This window comes from Enterobacter sp. CCUG 70166 (assembly GCF_020224095.1).
GTDB classification, from domain to species: Bacteria; Pseudomonadota; Gammaproteobacteria; order Enterobacterales; family Enterobacteriaceae; genus Enterobacter; species Enterobacter intestinihominis.
Map to the genome: position 1 here is coordinate 17,912 of NZ_NRIQ01000067.1, position 19,258 is coordinate 37,169.

19 protein-coding genes and 1 pseudogene are annotated in these 19,258 nt (G+C 53.9%); 14 read left to right on the plus strand and 6 right to left on the minus strand.

The window, feature by feature from the left end; translation table 11 throughout:
* The first annotated feature begins 18 nt into the window (after positions 1 to 18).
* The 5 genes and pseudogenes from CKK19_RS23435 to CKK19_RS23455 all read left to right on the plus strand — a co-directional run bounded on the left by CKK19_RS23435 (position 19) and on the right by CKK19_RS23455 (position 5,434).
* Positions 19 to 696, plus strand: a complete 678-nt coding sequence (locus tag CKK19_RS23435; protein WP_063853917.1) for a molecular chaperone — start codon at positions 19 to 21, stop codon at positions 694 to 696.
* Between the two features lie 27 nt (positions 697 to 723).
* Positions 724 to 3,267 carry a fimbria/pilus outer membrane usher protein gene (locus tag CKK19_RS23440; RefSeq protein WP_063853916.1) on the plus strand — a complete coding sequence of 848 codons (2,544 nt, stop codon included), beginning with the start codon at positions 724 to 726 and terminating at the stop codon, positions 3,265 to 3,267.
* A gap of 1 nt (position 3,268) precedes the next feature.
* Positions 3,269 to 4,216, plus strand: a complete 948-nt coding sequence (locus CKK19_RS23445; RefSeq protein WP_032676314.1) for a fimbrial protein — start codon at positions 3,269 to 3,271, stop codon at positions 4,214 to 4,216.
* Positions 4,217 to 4,227: 11 nt separating this feature from the next.
* A pseudogene (locus CKK19_RS23450) lies at positions 4,228 to 4,739 on the plus strand (fimbrial protein).
* Between the two features lie 41 nt (positions 4,740 to 4,780).
* The gene (locus tag CKK19_RS23455; RefSeq protein ID WP_063853915.1) at positions 4,781 to 5,434 is read left to right on the plus strand and encodes a helix-turn-helix transcriptional regulator; all 654 of its coding nucleotides are present in this window, start codon (positions 4,781 to 4,783) and stop codon (positions 5,432 to 5,434) included.
* A gap of 52 nt (positions 5,435 to 5,486) precedes the next feature.
* Here CKK19_RS23455 and fdhF read toward each other — a convergent pair whose 3' ends face one another.
* From fdhF to ycgZ, 4 genes are all read right to left on the minus strand, one after another.
* Positions 5,487 to 7,637 (minus strand): formate dehydrogenase subunit alpha, encoded by a 2,151-nt coding sequence (gene fdhF, locus CKK19_RS23460; RefSeq protein WP_063853914.1) that lies wholly within the window; start codon positions 7,635 to 7,637, stop codon positions 5,487 to 5,489.
* A gap of 193 nt (positions 7,638 to 7,830) precedes the next feature.
* Positions 7,831 to 8,109 carry a biofilm/acid-resistance regulator YmgB/AriR gene (locus CKK19_RS23465; RefSeq protein ID WP_022647868.1) on the minus strand — a complete coding sequence of 93 codons (279 nt, stop codon included), beginning with the start codon at positions 8,107 to 8,109 and terminating at the stop codon, positions 7,831 to 7,833.
* Between the two features lie 29 nt (positions 8,110 to 8,138).
* Positions 8,139 to 8,459 (minus strand): hypothetical protein, encoded by a 321-nt coding sequence (locus CKK19_RS23470; protein ID WP_032671092.1) that lies wholly within the window; start codon positions 8,457 to 8,459, stop codon positions 8,139 to 8,141.
* Positions 8,460 to 8,463: 4 nt separating this feature from the next.
* Positions 8,464 to 8,703 (minus strand): regulatory protein YcgZ, encoded by a 240-nt coding sequence (ycgZ, locus tag CKK19_RS23475; RefSeq protein WP_017384632.1) that lies wholly within the window; start codon positions 8,701 to 8,703, stop codon positions 8,464 to 8,466.
* 339 nt (positions 8,704 to 9,042) lie between these two features.
* Here ycgZ and CKK19_RS23480 point away from each other — a divergent pair, with 339 nt between their 5' ends.
* Both CKK19_RS23480 and CKK19_RS23485 read left to right on the plus strand, forming a co-directional pair.
* The gene (locus CKK19_RS23480) at positions 9,043 to 10,263 is read left to right on the plus strand and encodes a diguanylate phosphodiesterase (RefSeq protein WP_022647870.1); all 1,221 of its coding nucleotides are present in this window, start codon (positions 9,043 to 9,045) and stop codon (positions 10,261 to 10,263) included.
* Between the two features lie 188 nt (positions 10,264 to 10,451).
* Complete coding sequence (locus CKK19_RS23485; RefSeq protein WP_038415914.1) at positions 10,452 to 11,180, plus strand: MerR family transcriptional regulator; 729 nt, start codon at positions 10,452 to 10,454, stop codon at positions 11,178 to 11,180.
* Positions 11,181 to 11,372: 192 nt separating this feature from the next.
* Here the strand turns inward: CKK19_RS23485 and CKK19_RS23490 are convergent, their stop codons facing one another.
* Positions 11,373 to 11,753 (minus strand): DUF3828 domain-containing protein, encoded by a 381-nt coding sequence (locus CKK19_RS23490; protein ID WP_225455233.1) that lies wholly within the window; start codon positions 11,751 to 11,753, stop codon positions 11,373 to 11,375.
* Positions 11,731 to 12,090 (minus strand): hypothetical protein, encoded by a 360-nt coding sequence (locus CKK19_RS23495; RefSeq protein ID WP_023305987.1) that lies wholly within the window; start codon positions 12,088 to 12,090, stop codon positions 11,731 to 11,733. The genes CKK19_RS23490 and CKK19_RS23495 overlap by 23 nt, the downstream gene beginning before the upstream one ends.
* Before the next feature lie 496 nt (positions 12,091 to 12,586).
* Here CKK19_RS23495 and sufA point away from each other — a divergent pair, with 496 nt between their 5' ends.
* From sufA to ldtE, 7 genes are all read left to right on the plus strand, one after another.
* A complete protein-coding gene (gene sufA / locus CKK19_RS23500; protein WP_022647873.1) occupies positions 12,587 to 12,955 on the plus strand; it encodes a Fe-S cluster assembly scaffold SufA in 369 nt (122 codons plus the stop codon).
* Between the two features lie 8 nt (positions 12,956 to 12,963).
* Entirely contained in the window at positions 12,964 to 14,454 is a 1,491-nt protein-coding gene (gene sufB, locus CKK19_RS23505; RefSeq protein ID WP_023299931.1) for a Fe-S cluster assembly protein SufB, read from the plus strand.
* Positions 14,455 to 14,463: 9 nt separating this feature from the next.
* Complete coding sequence (gene sufC / locus CKK19_RS23510; RefSeq protein ID WP_022647874.1) at positions 14,464 to 15,210, plus strand: Fe-S cluster assembly ATPase SufC; 747 nt, start codon at positions 14,464 to 14,466, stop codon at positions 15,208 to 15,210.
* Positions 15,185 to 16,456, plus strand: a complete 1,272-nt coding sequence (sufD, locus tag CKK19_RS23515) for a Fe-S cluster assembly protein SufD (protein ID WP_022647875.1) — start codon at positions 15,185 to 15,187, stop codon at positions 16,454 to 16,456. Before sufC ends, sufD begins: the two co-directional genes overlap by 26 nt.
* Positions 16,453 to 17,673 carry a cysteine desulfurase SufS gene (gene sufS, locus CKK19_RS23520; RefSeq protein WP_063853913.1) on the plus strand — a complete coding sequence of 407 codons (1,221 nt, stop codon included), beginning with the start codon at positions 16,453 to 16,455 and terminating at the stop codon, positions 17,671 to 17,673. The genes sufD and sufS overlap by 4 nt, the downstream gene beginning before the upstream one ends.
* Positions 17,674 to 17,687: 14 nt before the next feature.
* Positions 17,688 to 18,104 (plus strand): cysteine desulfuration protein SufE, encoded by a 417-nt coding sequence (gene sufE / locus CKK19_RS23525; RefSeq protein WP_022647877.1) that lies wholly within the window; start codon positions 17,688 to 17,690, stop codon positions 18,102 to 18,104.
* Between the two features lie 97 nt (positions 18,105 to 18,201).
* A complete protein-coding gene (gene ldtE / locus CKK19_RS23530; protein WP_038415919.1) occupies positions 18,202 to 19,215 on the plus strand; it encodes a L,D-transpeptidase LdtE in 1,014 nt (337 codons plus the stop codon).
* Positions 19,216 to 19,258 lie beyond the last annotated feature (43 nt).

The window sequence follows — 19,258 nt, forward strand, 5'->3', positions numbered from 1 at the left end:
GTTTTATGAGGTATTGAAATGCGTTTTATAACGACAACTGGCCTGGCGATGGCGCTGTTATCGCTGACATTAACATCCGCCAGTGCTGGAGTAGTTATTGGCGGCACCCGCATTATTTTCGATGGGGCAAAAAAAGAAACGTCAATAAGTATCACCAATCCTGATGACGTTCCTTATTTAATCCAGTCGTGGATTGATGTTCAGGATGGGCAATCCGGTAAAGCGCCTTTTATTATTACGCCTCCGCTGTATCGGCTGGATGGCGGGCAAAAAAACCTTGAGCGTATTGTCATGACAGGCTCGCTGCCTCAGGGGCAGGAGAGTTTATTCTGGCTGAACATTAAAGCTATTCCATCAGCCTCAAAGCAGATGAACTCGCTGCAAATTGCCGTCAAAACGCGGATTAAACTTATTTATCGGCCAGAGAGCCTTCGTGCGTCTACCCCTGAGGAACAAACCAACAAATTAACCTGGCATCGTGCGGGAAATGCTCTGCAGGTAAATAACCCTACGCCGTACGTTATCAATTTCAATGAAATAACGGTCGGGGGTAAAAAACTTGACGATGTCACGTACGTAATGCCTTCAGGCTCAGTTCGTTTCCCGTTACCGAATGGGACCAATGGCAATACGCTGACGTTTAAAGTCATTAACGATTATGGCAATCCTGGCGAATTACACCGGGCCAGTTTGTGATCCCTTTGCATTAATCGGGTGCTCGTCATGACAACGGCATTTAATACAGTGCAGCCTGCGCGCCTGGCAATATTCATTGCCCTCGCGCTTGCGGGTTTCTCTCCCACACTGTGGGCCAGTGAGACGTTTAATACGGAACTGGTAGAACTGGATAATCCCGGAATGGGAAAAGCGGATTTATCTGCCTTTGAATCCGGCTCGCAGGCACCCGGGACGTACCACGTGGATATTATTCTTGACGATCGGCTGCTGGAAACGCGGGATATTCGTTTCATGGCAGTGAAGGATGCTAACGGCAGTGAAACGTTGCAGCCGTGCCTGAGTATCGGGCAGTTAAAAGCGTGGGGCGTGAAAACGGCGCTTTTCCCGCAGCTCGACGCCGGGCAAGGAGAATGCGCCGATCTCAAGGCGATTCCACAGGCCAGCGCGGACTTCCAGTTTGGCGCCCAGCGTCTGGCAATCAGCATCCCACAGGCGGCCATAGATCTGCCAGCGAGAGGTTACGTTCCGCCGGAGATATGGGATGAAGGCATTACCGCGGCTATGCTCAACTACAGCCTGAGCGGCGCGAACAGCCGGGCAAGAAGCGGGGCAGGCACCCGCAGCGACAGTCAGTATGCAAACCTGCGACCGGGGATCAACGTCGGTCCCTGGCGGTTACGCAACTACACCACCTGGTCCCGCGATGCGTCCGGCCAGGATAAGTGGGACAATGTCTATACCTTGATGCAGCGCGCGATTATTCCCCTGCAAGCCCAGCTTACGCTCGGAGACAGTTCCGCCCCTGCCGATGTCTTTGACAGCATGCCTTTTCGCGGCGTCCAGCTGGCGTCCGACGACGACATGCTACCGGATTCCCTGAAAGGCTATGCGCCGGTGGTGCGCGGTATTGCGCGAACTAACGCGCAGGTCGTGGTGCGTCAGAATGGCTATCAAATCTACCAAAGCTATGTGGCGCCGGGCGCGTTTGAGATCGCGGATATGTATCCCACCGGCGGCGCGGGCGATCTTGATGTCACGATCGTCGAAGCCGATGGCAGTGAGCAACATTTCACCCTGCCGTACGCTTCGCTGCCGGTCCTGCTACGGGAGGGGCGCCTGAAATATGCCCTTACCGCCGGGCAGTATCGATCGTATAACCGTAGCGTGGAGAAAACCCCCTTCGGGCAACTGACCGGAATTTACGGCCTCTCTCACGGCCTCACGCTCTATGGCGGCGTCCAGCGGGCAGATAAGTACCAGTCGGCGGCTCTGGGGGTGGGCAAGAACATGGGCGTTCTCGGGGCGATATCCGCAGACCTCACCCAGGGCTTGTCAACGCCGGAGCATGCCGCGAAAACAAGCGGTCAGTCGTGGCGGGCCCGATACAGCAAGAATTTTATTAATACCGGGACGAACTTTTCGATTGCCGGGTATCGCTACTCGACCCGCGGCTATTACGGGATGCAGGAGGTCCTCGATTCGTACGGCGACAGCAGCGCGCTTCAGGACAGGCGACGTAACCGTGCCGAGCTGACAATGAGCCAGACGCTGGGGGACAACCTGGGCGCGCTCACCCTCAGTGCGGCGCAGGAAGATTACTGGAATGACGGTAAGTCGATGGCTTCGTGGAGCGTCGGCTATAGCAACTACTGGCACAACATCAGCTATGGCCTGACATGGACCTACAGCAAAAATGTCCGCTCAGCGTCAGAAACCCGCGACAACCAAAAAAACGCTGATCACGACCAGCTTCTGGCGTTCAACATCAGCATTCCGCTGGATAAATTTTTGCCGCAGACATGGGCGAACTATGGCATGAACGCCAACAGGAATAACGGGACGACACACAGCATCGGTCTGAACGGGGTGGCACTCGAAAACCGAGCCCTGAACTGGAACGTGCAGCAGGGATACGGCACAGAGGGCGTGGGCTATACCGGCAACGTTAACGCGAACTACAGAGGCACCTATGGCGAAGCCACGGCGGGGTATGGTTATGACAAAAACAGTGAACGCCTGAATTACGGGCTACAAGGCGGCATTCTCGCCCATGCTGATGGCATCACGCTTTCTCAGCCGCTGGGGGAGACCAACGCCTTAATTAAAGCTCCTGGCGCCCACGGCGTGGATATCCGCAATCAGCCCGGTGTACGGACAGATGTTCGCGGTTATACGGTCGTGAGCAACCTTTCGGTCTACCGAAAAAACGATCTCACTCTCGATCCGGAAAATATGCCGGAGGATGTCGAACTGGAGATCAACACCCGCACGGTGACGCCGACGCGGGGAGCGGTGGTGAGAGCCGATTATTTGCCGAAGTCAGGTCGCCGGGTGCTGATGACCTTGACCGACAACGAACGCGCCGTTCCGTTTGGGGCGGTGGTCACCCTTGTCGGTGATGAGAGCAGCAGTTTTATTGTGGGCGATCGCGGCCAGGTTTATTTAACCGGTATGCGCGAGGAGGGGACGTTAGTCGCAACATGGGGGAGTCAGCCCAGCCAGCAATGCCGCGCTGATTTCAGCCTGCCGACACACTCAACATTCGGTGGGATCGCTGACATGCGCGCCTCCTGCCGTCAGGAACGTTAACATGAAATGGCTTATCGTGATTTTGCTTCTCTGTTTGCTCGCGGCGGGAAACCTCGCCCGTGCCGGTACGTGCACCACCATCACGCCGCAGCTGTCAACCCTGTCCGTGGGGACGATTAACGTGCAGCGTGATGCGCCTGTCGGCACGGTGGTCTTTTCCGGCGCGGCGACAGCCACCGGTTCCTATCTTACTGGATGTGCTAATCCGCTGATGCTGGGATTCAGCATGCGCTACAACAGCGCCACGTTGAGCAGCTACGGCAATCATGTTTACAACACTAACGTCAGCGGGATAGGCATACGCTTTTCCTCCAACGCCTATTTTGAAAACCCGAGCAATACGTTCTCGTACAATGCGCAGACCTCCTATGTCGACTGGTATGGCGGGAGGATTGAGCTGGTGGTGACTGGCCCGGTCTCATCGGGGGCGTTAACCCCGGGGGCGATCGGCGTCGTGACGCTTCAGGGGAGCGACGGCATCTATCGTGACGGCCTGACCACGCAGCTCACCGCCGGAACCATTAATGCCATGGCGTGCACGGTGAATACGTCACAGCTGACGTTTCCGATCGGGGATATCCCCGCCTCGGCGTTCGGCACCGTGGTGGGCACCACGCCAGCGGGAGCACAAAACACGCAAAACCTGGGCTTAACCTGCGCCGCCGGAACCAATATTACGGTCTCGCTCAGTGGAATACAGAATCCGGACAGCGCCAATACCAGCGTGATGGCCTTAACCGGGCAGGGAAATGCCGGCACCGCAAAAGGGGTTGGGGTGCAGCTTATCTATAACGGTGTGCCGCTGGTGATGAACAGCCGACTATTCTTGCGGCAGTCTGCCGGCGGGCAAGAGACATTGCCGTTAACGGCCCGATATTACCAGACGTTGAACCGCGTGGAGTCAGGTTCAGCAAATGCCTCCGCCACCCTTAATTTGACCTATCAGTAGCAGGTACGAAGATGAAAATAATATACGGGACACTGCTGTTACTGGCTTTACTCAGCGGGAAGGCTTTCACCGCTGATAGCGTCAACATCGGTGTGACGGGAAATATCGTTGCGTCGCCGTGCATATTTAATGGCGGGAGTAACAGCCTCGATGTCAATCTGGGCAATATTCAGGCAACCAATATGGCGACGCCGGGCTCAACATCGGATCCGGTGCCATTTAGTCTGCTGTTCACCCAGTGCCCAACGGGAACGCAAAGTGTGACCGTCTCTTTTACCGGCAGCCCCGATCCCGCGGCGGGCGCGGACTATTTATGAACAGCGGTTCGGCCACGCACGTGGCGATAGCCATGCGCGATGCCCAAACGGGTACGCTTAAAGGAACAGGCTCTGGCATGACTCAAACTATTGGTGCCGACAGAACCGCGACAATGGCTATGCAGGCCTCGGTCAAATCCGTGACGGGTGGCGTCACGCCGGGAAGCATCAGTGCAGTTGTGGTGATGACGATGCAGTACAACTGAGCGCCGGTGATATGCCTTTTTTAAAGACGTTGGTATGAACTATGTTAAATATTCTGATTCAGGAAACCGATCTATTTTTTCAGGTTGGGCTACATGAATTTTTCGAGGATTTTTTTAAACATAACTTTCATCGTGCCATCACATTTAACCTGGCGCTGACCCATGAAAACGTCAGTCAGGCCGATATTATTGTCCTGTCATTATGCCAGGGTGAAACACTGACCTGTTTTCCCGAGTTACTCGCCCGGCAAAAAGGGATTGTGCTAGGGTTTGTCGACGATGAACTGCGCTTTTCGGCGTTACCCTCCTGCTTTCAGGACATTATTTTTCTCCCTCGACGTGCATCGCTTGATCGTATCAGTGGCGTACTGTTTATCGCGTGGTTCAGGACGCAATTACCGGGTTATACATGGACTAAACATAACTGCTTCGACTGCCAGCATAAAGGGTTATCCCGGCAACAAATTCGTATTCTGGTCAATTTTTACCGAGGGCTGTCGGTAGTGCAGACCGCTCAGGCGCTGGAGATGAGCCAGAAAACGGTCTTTACCCATAAATATATGCTGATGCAAAAATTTAATCTGCGAAGCGATTACGAGCTGATCGTACTGTTGAGAAGGCTGATGGAGAAAAAGAACCGTCCGAACCTGCTTCGCGATTACCTGGAAAATAATTATGCAGAACAGATAGCTTAAAACGTCAGCGGATAGCTGGCCGGGCAGTGATAGCCACCACCCGGCAATGTATTTAAACGTTAACCGCAGCGATCAACCGCGTCTTCATGGTCTGGTATGCAGAAGCCGCAAAATCCTCCGCCCAGCGCTGGTCCTCGATCGCCTCCATCTGCACGGCGCAATATTTCGTTTCAGGCGTTCTGGAGATCGGGTCTAGATTATCCTGCGTCAGCTCATTACAGGCGCCAATCCACCACTGGTAGGTCATATAGATTGCTCCCGCATTGATGCGCTCGCTGATGCTGGCGCGCGTGATCACTTTACCCCGGCGTGAACGTACCCAGACCAATTGGCCGTCGGCGATCCCACGCTCATCCGCGTCGGCCGGGTTCATTTGCACCCGGCCCGGCTCGTCGGCCAGGCTTTGCAGCGCCGCGCAGTTCCCGGTCATTGAGCGACAGGAGTAGTGACCGACTTCGCGCACCGTGCAAAGTACCAGCGGGTAATCCGTATCCGGTGTCTCGGCCGGAGCGCGCCAGGGGGCAGCAAACAGCTGGCCTTTGCCAGTGGGGGTGTCGAACTGATTATCCCTGTACAGATAGGGTGTGCCGGGATGATCAAGGGTTGGGCAGGGCCACTGGACATGGCCCATCTCGCCCATTTTTTCGTAAGTCACGCCGTAGAAGAGGGGGCACAGCTCGCGCATTTCGTCCCAGATCTGCTGGTTATTCTCGTAATGCATGGGATAGCCCATCTCCGTGGCCAGCAGGCTGATGATCTCCCAGTCGCGCTTGACGTTGCCGCTGGCCTCAATGGCCTTGCCAAAACGCTGGAAGCCGCGATCGGCACAGGTGAACACGCCAGCATGTTCTCCCCATGACGTGGCAGGGAGCAGTACGTCAGCCACCTCTGCCGTTTTGGTCATAAAGATGTCCTGAACCACCACAAAATCGAGGGACTCAAAGCCGCGGCGGACCAGGCCCAGATCGGCTTCTGTCTGAAGCGGATCTTCCCCCATGATGTAATAGGCTTTGATCTTACCTTCCAGCGCGAGATGCGGCACTTCGGTGATACGCGTCCCGACGCGATCGTCCATCCGGCTGACATTGATTTTCCACGCATCGGCAAATTTCAGTCTGACCGCCGGGTCAGTGACATCCTGGTAGCCGGGGAACATATTGGGCAAAACGCCCATATCGCAGGCACCCTGAACGTTATTTTGCCCGCGAACCGGACCTACGCCGACGGCAGGGCGGCCCAGGTTGCCGGTGAGTAGCGCCAGGCTGGAGAGACCTTTCACCACATCAACCGCCTGACCAAACTGCGTAACGCCCATTCCCCACATTACCGTTGCTGAAGGCGCCGCCGCGAACATGCGCATTGCCTGACGAACATCCCGCGCGGGAATGCCCGTCAGATGTTCAACCTGCTCGGGTGCGTAATCTTTTACCGTCAGTCGGTAAGCCTCAAGCCCTTCTGTGAAGCGGGCAACGTAGTTTTTGTCGTACAGTTCCTCTTCAAGCAGGACATAGCCAAAGGCATTGACCAGCGCCATGTTACTGCCGTTTTTCAACTGAAGATGAAGATCGGCAATGCGTGCCGTTTCAATATGACGCGGATCGCAGACGATGATTTTTGCGCCATTTTCACGTGCTTTAAGCACGCGTCGGGCGACGATGGGGTGAGAGTCGGCGCAGTTATAGCCGAACACCAGCAGGCATTTTGAGTTTTCAATATCGTTAATGGAATTGCTCATGGCACCGTTGCCGAGGGTCTCCTGTAAACCGGCAACGGACGGACCGTGACAGACGCGGGCGCAGCAGTCGACGTTGTTAGTGTTCAGCACCGCACGGGCAAATTTTTGCATCACATAGTTGGTCTCATTGCCCGTTCCCCGCGAGGACCCCGTGGTCATAATGGATCGAGGGCCGTACTGATCTTTGATGCTTTTAAGCCTGTGAGCAGTATAGCGAATGGCCTCTTCCCAGGTAACAGGGGTAAAGGACTCACCTTTGCTGTAGCGGATCATGGGCTGCGTCAGACGGGGGGTAAGCAGCCGTGTGTCGTTAAGAAAGTCCCAGCCGTAGAATCCTTTCAGGCAAAGCGTGCCCTGATTGGTTACGCCATCAGCGGCTTCGGCACGGATAATCCGGTTATTTTTCACGACGAGGATTAGTTTGCAGCCTGCACCGCAGTAAGGGCAGACGCTGGCGATTTTTTTCATCAATAACAGACCTGTTAAGAAATGAAGCAATGTTTACTGGAAAGCCCAGTCCCTTAGCGGACTAAGCAGGATCCATGCCACATTCAGCGTGCTTGATTAACAGGGCGTCAGGGAAGAGAGGGTGTGTCATCGTCAATCTGCTCGTCAGAATTGACGATGACACGCTATCCGTAGGGATGGGAAGGGAGAGGCGTTAAAGATCGTCCATAGTATAACCGACAACAATTTCCAGCGTCTTGCGGATCACATCCGCCTTAACGACATCGTCGGTGGTTTCCAGCGTCTGGATCAGCCAGAGAATGATCGCTTTGTTGGTCAGATGACCTTCAGAAGCGAGAACACAACGAACCGCAGTCGAAAAAATGGCAGACTCTTCAGCAAAGCGATCGCCTGCGTGACGGAAATACTCCGACAACGCGCTATCTAAAAAGGCGGAGTGGTATTCGGGTTGAAGCTGAATATTTTGTCTCATTTGTTCTCACCGTTGCTGTAAAGTTGTAGTCAATGCATCTTTTTGGGATCGGACGGTTTTCCATTTCCAAATAACGGCACTACATTGTCTCGATTATTTTTGAGAGATCCCTCTCTCTGTATTCGTCCTTGTGCGGTTCTGCGACCTTTAAAAGCGACCGTGCCTGAGCTGATTTCAGCTATCACCCTCGCTAATGTCTCCCGCCGCTGGGGATCCGTCTCACAGGCTTGCATGTTACGCAGACGCTGAACCAATCCCTCGGTCGTCACGGGACCGCGCTCCTTCAAAAGTGAAAGAGCGGCTTCTCCAATAAGCTTGTCGATCAGTCTGTCCGCATCACTGCTGTTCATGACATTAACGTTCGAAGAGCAGACCAAGAAGCATGTGATAATGATGTTCCTCTTCCGGGCCATTGGCCTTTTCAAGGCGACTCAACAGTTTTGTGCAGAGCGATTTGCGATTCAGATTTCGCCCGTCGCTAAGGATTTCAACAACAACCTGACCCAATGTTTCCTGTTGGGTTGGAAGCGCGGCTTTTTCGAAATACTGCGCAATCGCTGTTGCCGAGTCTGCGAGGTGTCCGTTCTGCTGCATGTTTCGCTCCTGTAAATTTTCGTAATCAGTAACGTTACATTTAAGGTATACATAATTTTCAAATCTGTACATTTAAAATGTACAATTTTTTAAATATTTTATAATATATTTTATGAAATCATTATTTATCAGATGCTTATTCTTATACGATTTACTGCGGTATTCACAAGATATATTGTACAATCCGAAGCGGCGTCGCAGAGTTGTACAAGTCCGTAAATGACGCAAAAAAGCCGTGTAAATCGTTGAGATGTAAATTATTTGTTGGGCAATTAATGTGCTATAACAGAGTTTTCCCCACGTGTTTTCGTGGTCACCCCCTCAATCTTCAGGATTAGCATGCTCACAACCATCATTTACCGCAGTCATATCTGCGAGGACGTTCCAGTGAAAGCGCTGGAAGACATGGTCGCTGCTGCAAATTGTAGAAATCGCCAGTTCGATGTGACGGGGATTTTGCTGTTTAACGGCACACACTTTTTTCAGTTACTTGAAGGGCCCGCTGATAACGTTAAGGAGATCTATGAGCTCATCTGCCGTGACCCACGGCATCACAACGTGGTCGAATTGTTGAGCGATCACGGGCCTTCAAGACGTTTTGGCAATGTGGGTATGGAGCTCTTCGACCTTCGTCAGTACGACACCAACGAAGTGCTGCAACAGGTTCTTGATAAAGGCACAAGCCGCTATCAGCTAACCTATAACGATCGCGCCCTGCAATTTTTCCGCACCTTCGTTGAGGCCACTGAAAAAGCCAACTACTTTGAGCTGCCTCCGGCTGACGCCTGGGAGTTTGTCATCGAAAACACGCCGTTATCCTCCCAGCCGACAGTAGTGGCAAAGGGCGCGGACTGTAGTTTCGCATTTCAACCTATCGTCGATCCGTTTATGCAGCAGGTTGTTTCCTGGGAAGCCCTGATCCGCACGCCGTCCGGTGAGTCTCCGGAAAGCTATTTTGCCAACCTGTCGCGTGAGGCGCTGTACGAATCGGATCTGAAGAGTAAACAGGTGGCTTTGTCGATGGCCAGCGCGCTGGGTCTACAGACTCAAACGTTGTCCATTAATCTGCTGCCGATGACGCTGGTCAATGTTCCTGGCGCCGTCGATTTTTTACTGACGGCAATTGAGGCGAACGGTTTTGTGCCGGAGCAAATTGTAGTCGAGTTCACCGAGAGCGAGGCCATCTCGCGCTTTGAAGAGTTCACCAGCGCGGTCAGACAGCTTAAAAGCGCCGGGATCAGCGTGGCCATCGATCACTTTGGCGCGGGATTCGCCGGTCTGCAACTGCTGGCCCAGTTCCAGCCGGACAGAATCAAGATCAACCGTGATTTGATTGCCAACGTGCACAAGAGCGGCCCGCGTCAGGCGATCATTCAGTCGATCATTAAATGCTGTGCGTCCCTGGAAATCCTGTTCTGTGCGGTAGGTGTAGAGCTGGCTGAAGAGTGGATGTGGCTGGAATCAGCCGGGATTTCTCAGTTCCAGGGGCACCTTTTCGCCAGCCCGCGCCTGGGGGGCATACCGGCGATTGCCTGGCCCGAGAAAAAGTACGATTTATAAAAACCTGTACGTAACTCTTAAAAGTGACCTGTACGTACGGCTAAATTTATACAACAATACATTAACGAGTGAGTGGTTCGTTGAGCCATTCACTTGTCTCAGAACGAGGAGTTAGTTATACAAATGATTTGTACAATCTGATAAGGTTGGTTTGGTTAGGTATGGAAGTATTGTGCGTGAGGGAGTTAATGGCCTATTACAGTATCGGCGAAGTGGCCGAACGATGCGGTATCAACCCCGTTACGTTGCGTGCCTGGCAGCGCCGTTATGGATTGTTGAAGCCGCAGCGAAGCGAAGGGGGCCATCGTCAGTTTGACGATGAAGATATCCTGCGTATCGAAGAGATCAAACGCCTGATGAAAACGGGTGTTTCGGTCGGTAAAGTAAAAGCGCTTCTTGAAAATACAGAAGTGATGACTCAGGGGAACTGGGCATCGTTTCAGGAAGAGATGTTAACCGTTCTGCGCTATGCCAGCCCGGCAAAACTGCGCGCCAAAATCGGCGAGTTCCGCCGCGACCATGCGATGGATGTTCTGATAGATAACATCATCACCCCTGTGCGTCAGCGAATGAACCAGGACCAGAATACGGTGCGTCACATGGCGAGCCTGCTCGACGGTGTCCTGATTGAGTTTGCCGTTACAAGCCTGGGTGAGTCGCGAAAAAAAGCAGGTAAGGATGCGCTGCTGATTGGGTGGGAGTGCGACGACCGTACGCATTTATGGCTGGAAGCTGCCCGTCTTGCCTATAAGGGCTGGCATATTGACGTGCTGGCTGAACCGATTGATTCTCCACGTCCGGAACTTTTCCCTGGACAAAAAATTTTCGTCTGGACCGGTAAAGCACCTACGCCTCGTCAACAGGAGCAGCTCGACCACTGGCGTGAACAGGGTTTCGCCGTCTCGTTCCATCACTGATGTTAAGGGGTCCAACGGTAAACCGCCAGCGCGGGATTTTTGCTTTCTGGCGATACGACAGGGGTATCCGCGAAGATGCATAGCATCAGTACCCCTGTCATATCGTCGGTTTATTCCATCATCAGGTTGTCTGAAATATTCATACTGGCCACGGATTCAACTTTCCACACGCCATCTTCCTTGAGCATGCAGTCAATCACGGTGTGATCCCGCTTTTTGCCGAATGAGATAGGCGGCATCGTAATCCAGCGCCCGGGCACTGACGATGTTCCAGTCATCTTCATATCCCTGAGCCTTGATGAACAAATCGACGTCAGGCACGTCATATTCATCTGGATCCAACTTATCCATGGCTTTGAGTTTGCTGATGGTTTCGCGGGTCACATATGGCCTCAGCGCTTCATAGTTTTTCAGGGGCTCTTTCCCGGTAATAATTTGCGAGATGTACCACTTATTAAACTGAAGGGCAGCGGATACCTCAGGGGGTAACTCCTTTGCAGCGGATGCGAGAGTGGGCAGAAGCAGGATCGCCAGAATTATTTTTTTCATGTCAGTCATGCCTGTAAATTGCATATGCTGGCTTTACTTCCCGGTATTCTTTTCCCGGATACATTGTTCGCTGAACAAAATCAGAGTACCAGACGCCGTTCCCACCATAGATGCAAGCGTGGCCATAGGGGTGGTGCGCTGTGGGCTGGATCACCGCCACATCGCCCTCAACAGGCTCACCGTAAACCTGGTGGAAGCCCGCCAGAATTAAATTGCTTTTCATATCCTTAGCATAATGTGTGTTCTGTAGATTAGCACCGCCGGCGCGAATGGATTTTGAAACAAATTCTGCACATCTTTTCTGGCTATACTGACCTGCATGCTGGCGAGCATGAACTGCGGCTTTATGGGCACTCCACATAATTTAATCCCTTACTGAATAAATGGTTAACAAGGGAAACATTACGCCGAAAAGGGACGAGTTTATGTAATTAATCATGATCGGAATTTAACCACTATCAGACTGATAAATAATGGTTAACTTATCCATCAAACGTCTTTATGCGCGCCCAGGTAAGGCAAAAAAGAATTAAAAAGAACCTGGCTTAAGGGGGAGGCATACGTAAAAAATGTATATGATGCCTGGGCGTACTTTAGCTATCTCAAAAATAGGTATTTTCAATACAATTTTTATTATTGCCCGCCACCTTACCGCCTTTCTTATGAAATGCATTATTTATCAATGCATTGAACAAAACTAACCCACCCATCCGCATCCCGTCACAGGGTCTATGCTTAATGAAAGTAGCCAAAAAGGGCGGTTTAGCCCAAAGCCCCTGCTCGCAGGGGGTTGAAGTGATAATCGTTATCACTAACATGGTGTTATGCCCTGGTGGCTTATCAGATGAGGTGGACCTATGGAACTGCATTCAGAAACCTTCAATCCGGCCGATTTTGCCTGGCGTGGCTTAACGCTGACGCCCGCGGCGGCGGCGCATATTCATGAGCTGGTGGCAAAAAATCCCGACATCCTCGGCGTACGCTTAGGCGTTAAGCAGACGGGCTGCGCAGGATTTGGCTACGTGCTGGATACCGTAACCGAACCCAAAAAGGACGATCTGGTCTTTGAAACCGACGGTGCAAAGTTATACGTCGCGCTACAGGCTATGCCGTTTATTGATGGAACCGAAGTCGACTACGTTCGGGAAGGTTTAAACCAGTTATTCAAATTTCATAACCCGAAAGCTCAGAACGAATGCGGCTGCGGCGAAAGCTTTGGGGTATAGGCGGTACTATGTCTCGTAATACTGAAGCAACGAGTGATGTAAACACCTGGAGCGGCGGACACCTCAACTATAAAGAGGGTTTCTTCACGCAGCTGCAAACTGACGAGCTGGCGAAAGGCATCAACGAAGAGGTCGTGCGCGCCATTTCGGCGAAACGTAACGAGCCGGAGTGGATGCTGGAGTTTCGCCTGAGCGCATTCCGCGCGTGGCTGGAGATGGAAGAACCCCACTGGCTGAAAGCGCATTACGATAAGCTGAACTATCAGGATTACAGCTACTACTCCGCGCCCTCATGCGGCAGCTGCGATGATACCTGTGCCTCGCAGCCCGGCGCGGTACAGCAAACCGGTGCCGAGAACAGCTTCCTGAGTAAAGAGGTGGAAGAGGCCTTCAATCAGCTCGGCGTGCCCGTGCGCGAAGGTAAAGAGGTGGCGGTGGACGCCATTTTTGACTCCGTCTCGGTGGCAACCACCTACCGTGAAAAGCTGGCGGAGCAGGGGATAATTTTCTGCTCCTTTGGGGAAGCCATTCACGATCACCCGGAGCTGGTGAAAAAGTACATTGGCACCGTGGTACCCAGTAACGATAACTTCTTCGCGGCACTGAATGCGGCGGTGGCGTCAGACGGCACCTTTATCTACGTGCCTAAAGGTGTGCGCTGCCCGATGGAGCTCTCGACCTATTTCCGCATCAACGCGGAAAAAACCGGCCAGTTTGAACGCACCATCCTGGTGGCCGATGAAGGCAGCTACGTCAGCTATATCGAAGGCTGTTCGGCGCCGGTGCGCGACAGCTACCAGCTGCACGCGGCGGTGGTAGAGGTGATCATCCATAAAGACGCGGAAGTGAAATACTCTACGGTACAGAACTGGTTCCCGGGCGATGGCAACACCGGTGGTATTCTGAACTTCGTCACCAAGCGTGCGCTGTGCGAAGGTGAAAACAGTAAGATGTCCTGGACGCAGTCAGAAACCGGCTCCGCCATTACCTGGAAATACCCGAGCTGTATTCTGCGCGGCGACAACTCCATCGGTGAGTTTTACTCCGTGGCACTGACCAGCGGTCATCAGCAGGCCGATACCGGTACCAAGATGATCCACATCGGCAAAAACACCAGATCGACCATCATCTCCAAAGGGATCTCTGCCGGTCACAGCCAGAACAGCTATCGCGGGCTGGTGAAAATCATGCCGACAGCCACCAACGCACGTAACTTTACCCAGTGCGACTCCATGCTGATTGGTGCGGACTGCGGGGCGCATACCTTCCCCTATGTCGAATGCCGCAATAACAGCGCCCAGCTCGAGCATGAGGCGACTACATCACGTATCGGTGAAGATCAGCTGTTCTACTGCCTGCAACGCGGGATCAGTGAAGAAGATGCGATTTCAATGATTGTTAACGGCTTCTGTAAGGACGTGTTCTCTGAACTGCCACTGGAATTTGCCGTTGAAGCCCAGAAACTCCTCGCCATTAGTCTTGAACACAGCGTCGGTTAAGGAAAGCACATGTTAAGCATTAAAGATTTACAGGTTAGCGTGGAAGAGAAAGAGATCCTGCGTGGGCTCAATTTTGACGTCAAACCGGGTGAAGTTCACGCCATCATGGGGCCAAACGGCTCCGGGAAAAGTACGCTTTCAGCGACGCTGGCAGGACGCGAAGATTATGAGGTCACCAGCGGCTCCGTTGAGTTTAACGGCAAGGATCTGCTGGAGATGTCGCCTGAAGAGCGTGCCGGTGAGGGCATCTTTATGGCCTTCCAGTATCCGGTGGAAATCCCGGGCGTCAGCAACCAGTTCTTCCTGCAAACCGCGCTGAACGCGGTGCGCAAGTATCGCGGGCTTGAGGCGCTGGATCGCTTTGACTTCCAGGATCTGATGGAAGAGAAAATCAAGCTGCTGAAAATGCCCGAAGATCTGCTCACCCGCTCGGTGAACGTGGGTTTTTCTGGCGGTGAGAAAAAACGTAACGATATTCTGCAAATGGCGGTTCTTGAGCCGGAGCTGTGCATTCTCGATGAAACCGATTCAGGGCTGGATATTGATGCCCTGAAGATCGTTGCCGACGGCGTAAACTCTCTGCGTGACGGTAACCGCTCATTTATTATCGTGACTCACTACCAGCGTATTCTGGACTACATCAAACCGGACTATGTCCACGTGCTTTATCAGGGGCGCATTGTGAAATCCGGTGACTTTACGCTGGTTAAACAACTGGAGGAGCAGGGTTATGGCTGGCTTACCGAACAGCAGTAATGCACTCCAGCAGTGGCACCGACTGTTTGAAGCCCAGGGTGGAGCGCGCTCTGAACAGGCTCAGCACCATCTCCAGCAGATGCTGCGTCTCGGTTTACCGACGCGTAAGCATGAGAACTGGAAATATACCCCGCTGGACGGCCTGCTGAACGGCGAGTTTGTCACCCGTCTGGCGCAGGTTAGCCCCGGCCAGCGCGATGTGCTGGCGCTGAGCGTGGATGCCGTGCGTCTGGTGTTTGTAGACGGGCAGTTTCGTGAGGAACTCAGCGACAGCGTACAGGAGAGCGGGTTCGATATCGCCATTAACGACGAGCGCCAGTCGTTGAGTGCTCCGGTCCAGCCTGACGTCTTTCTGCACCTCACAGAGAGCCTGTCTAAGTCTGTCACCCATATTCACGTTAAGCGTAACCAGCGCCCGGCGAAACCGCTGCTGCTGATGCATATCACCCAGGGTGTTGAGGGCGGCGAGATCAACACCGCCCACTATCGCCACCATCTCGAGCTGGCAGAAGGGGCAGAAGCGACGGTAATTGAACATTACGTTAGTCTGAACGACACCCGCCATTTTACCGGCTCGCGTCTGACGATGAACGTGGCGGCCAACGCCCAGCTGCACCATATCAAGCTGGCGTTTGAGAATCCGCTCAGTCACCACTTCGCCCACAACGATATTCTGCTGGGCCAGGATGCCGCGGCTTACAGCCACAGCTTCCTGCTTGGCGGCGCGGTGCTGCGCCACAATACCAGCACCCAGCTGAACGGTGAGAACACTACGCTGCGTATTAACAGCCTGGCGATGCCGGTGAAGTCAGAAGTGTGCGACACGCGCACCTGGCTTGAGCATAACAAAGGCTACTGCAACAGCCGTCAGCTGCACAAAACCATCGTCAGCGACAAAGGACGTGCGGTGTTTAACGGCCTGATCAATGTGGCGCAGCACGCCATCAAAACTGACGGGCAGATGACCAACAACAACCTTTTGCTGGGACGTCTGGCAGAGGTGGACACCAAACCACAGCTGGAAATTTATGCGGACGACGTGAAATGCAGCCACGGCGCAACGGTCGGGCGTATTGACGATGAGCAGATGTTCTACCTGCGCTCTCGCGGGATAGACCAGCAGGCCGCGCAAAAGATGATTATTTACGCCTTTGCGGCTGAGCTGACGGAAGCGCTGCCCGATGGCGGACTTAAACAGCAGGTGCTGGCCCGTATCGGTCAGCGGCTGCCTGGAGGCGAAGCATGACATTTCCCGTAGAGAAAGTCCGGGCAGATTTTCCGGTACTGACCCGTGAAGTGAACGGTCTGCCGCTGGCATATCTCGACAGTGCGGCCAGCGCGCAAAAACCGAATCAGGTGGTGGATGCGGAAGCCGAGTTTTACCGCCACGGTTATGCGGCGGTCCATCGCGGGATCCACACTCTGAGCGCCGAGGCGACCCAGCGCATGGAAAACGTGCGCACGCAGGTTGCGGCGTTTCTCAACGCGCGTTCGCCGGAAGAGCTGGTGTTCGTGCGTGGCACCACCGAAGGGATCAACCTGGTGGCTAACAGCTGGGGCAATGCGCAGGTGCACGCGGGGGATAACATCATCATCACCCAGATGGAGCACCACGCTAACATCGTGCCCTGGCAGATGCTCTGTGAGCGTGTGGGGGCGCAACTGCGGGTGATCCCGCTAAACGAAGACGGTACGCTTCAGCTTGAACAGCTGGACGCCCTGCTTGACGACAGAACGCGGCTGGTAGCGGTGACCCACGTTTCAAACGTGCTGGGGACGGAAAATCCGGTGGCGCTGATCGTCGACAAAGCCCATCAGGCCGGTGCGAAAGTGTTGATTGATGGTGCCCAGGCGGTGATGCACCATGCGGTTGACGTTCAGACTCTGGACTGCGATTTCTACGTCTTCTCCGGGCACAAGCTGTATGGTCCGACGGGCATCGGCGTGCTGTATGTGAAGGAGGATATTCTCCAGGCCATGCCGCCGTGGGAAGGGGGCGGGTCAATGATTGCCACCGTCAGCCTGACGGAAGGCACAACCTACGCCCGGGCGCCCTGGCGCTTCGAGGCGGGTACGCCAAACACGGGCGGGATCATCGGGCTGGGCGCGGCCATTAGCTACGTATCTGAAACGGGGCTGGTGGCGATTCAGGAGTACGAACAGCTGCTGATGCAATATGCCTTGCAGGAGCTTGCCGGCGTCCCGGATCTGACCTTATATGGCCCTGCTGACCGTCTGGGTGTGATAGCCTTCAACCTCGGCAAGCATCACGCTTATGATGTGGGCAGTTTCCTGGATAATTACGGCGTCGCCGTACGTACCGGGCATCACTGCGCGATGCCACTGATGGCGTATTATCAGGTACCGGCCATGTGCCGCGCATCGCTGGTGATGTACAACACAACGGAAGAGGTCGACAGACTGGTGGCGGGACTGAAACGTATTCACCAACTGCTTGGCTAACGGAGAGGCGAGAGATGGCAGATTTGCCGGACAGAGATAAATTGCTGCGTAACTTTGGGCGTTGCGCAAACTGGGAAGAGAAATACCTTTATATTATCGAGCTAGGTCAGCGCCTGCCGCCGCTCAGCGAAGAGGCGCATAACCCGGACAACATCATTCAGGGCTGCCAGAGCCAGGTCTGGATCCAGATGCAGCAGACGGATGATGGCGTAATCGATTTACAGGGTGACAGCGATGCGGCCATTGTGAAGGGGCTTATTGCCGTCGTATTTATTCTTTATCACCAGATGTCGGCGCAGGATATTGTCGCCTTTGACGTTCGCTCGTGGTTTGAAAAAATGGCCTTAACCCAACACCTCACCCCGTCCCGCTCCCAGGGACTGGAAGCGATGATCCGCGCCATACGCGCCAAAGCCGCAATCCTTAGCTAAACTGACAGAACAGCATTCATTCTGTTTCGCGGGGTGGTTTCCACCTCGCTGGTTTTTCAGCTTTCTGACGTTTGGTCAGTGAATAAGGAATCTCAGCATGAAGCGCGCGTCTCTAATAACTCTATTACTCCTTGGTTCGCTCAGTGCAGTTAATTCAGCCAGGGCGGTTGATTATCCTTTACCGCCCGCAGGCAGCCGCCTGATTGGGCAAAATCAGACATACACCATTCAGGAAGGCGACAATAAGCTCCAGGCTATCGCTCGTCGGTTTAATACCGCCGCACAGCTTATCCTTGAAACCAATAATACCATTGCACCGGTTAACCCTGCGCCAGGAACGGTTATTACCATTCCTTCCCAGATGCTGCTCCCGGACACCGAGCGTGAGGGCATTGTGGTGAATCTGGCGGAGCTGCGTCTTTACTTCTATCCGCCTGGCGAAAATATCGTGCAGGTCTATCCGCTGGGTATTGGTCAGCTTGGGCTGGAAACACCGGTCAGCACCACCCGTGTGAGTCAGAAAATCCCTAACCCTACCTGGACCCCCACAGCGGGCATCAGAGCGCGCTCACTGGCGCAGGGCATTAAACTGCCGCCTGTGGTACCCGCAGGGCCAAATAACCCGCTGGGGCGCTTTGCGCTGCGTCTGGGCATCGGGAATGGGGAATATCTTATTCATGGCACCAGCGCGCCGGACAGCGTAGGGCTGCGGGTCAGCTCGGGCTGTATGCGAATGAACGCGCCGGATATCAAAGCGTTGTTTGAACAAGTGCGCGTCGGCACGCGGGTGCAGATTATCAATGAGCCGGTTAAGTTCTCCGTCGAGCCGGACGGCAAACGTTATATCGAGGTGCACAGGCCGCTGGCGCAGGCTGAGGGCGAAAACCCACAGACGGTGCCGTTCACGCACTCAGCGGCATTTACCGCCTTCGCAGCGGAATCTGGTAGCGATAAAACGCTAATCGACAAAGCTCTGGCGCGCAGAGCCGGGATCCCGGTTGCCGTTTCAGCAGGCAATGGTTCGTCAGCCAGCAATTCTGTCCTGTCGGTTCAGAACAGTCGTGTCTCAGCGGCGGTGACGGAAGGCGAGGGAGAGAAAGCGCTTCAGTAGAGGTTTGACGAAGGCAAAAAAAATGGCGCACAATGTGCGCCAT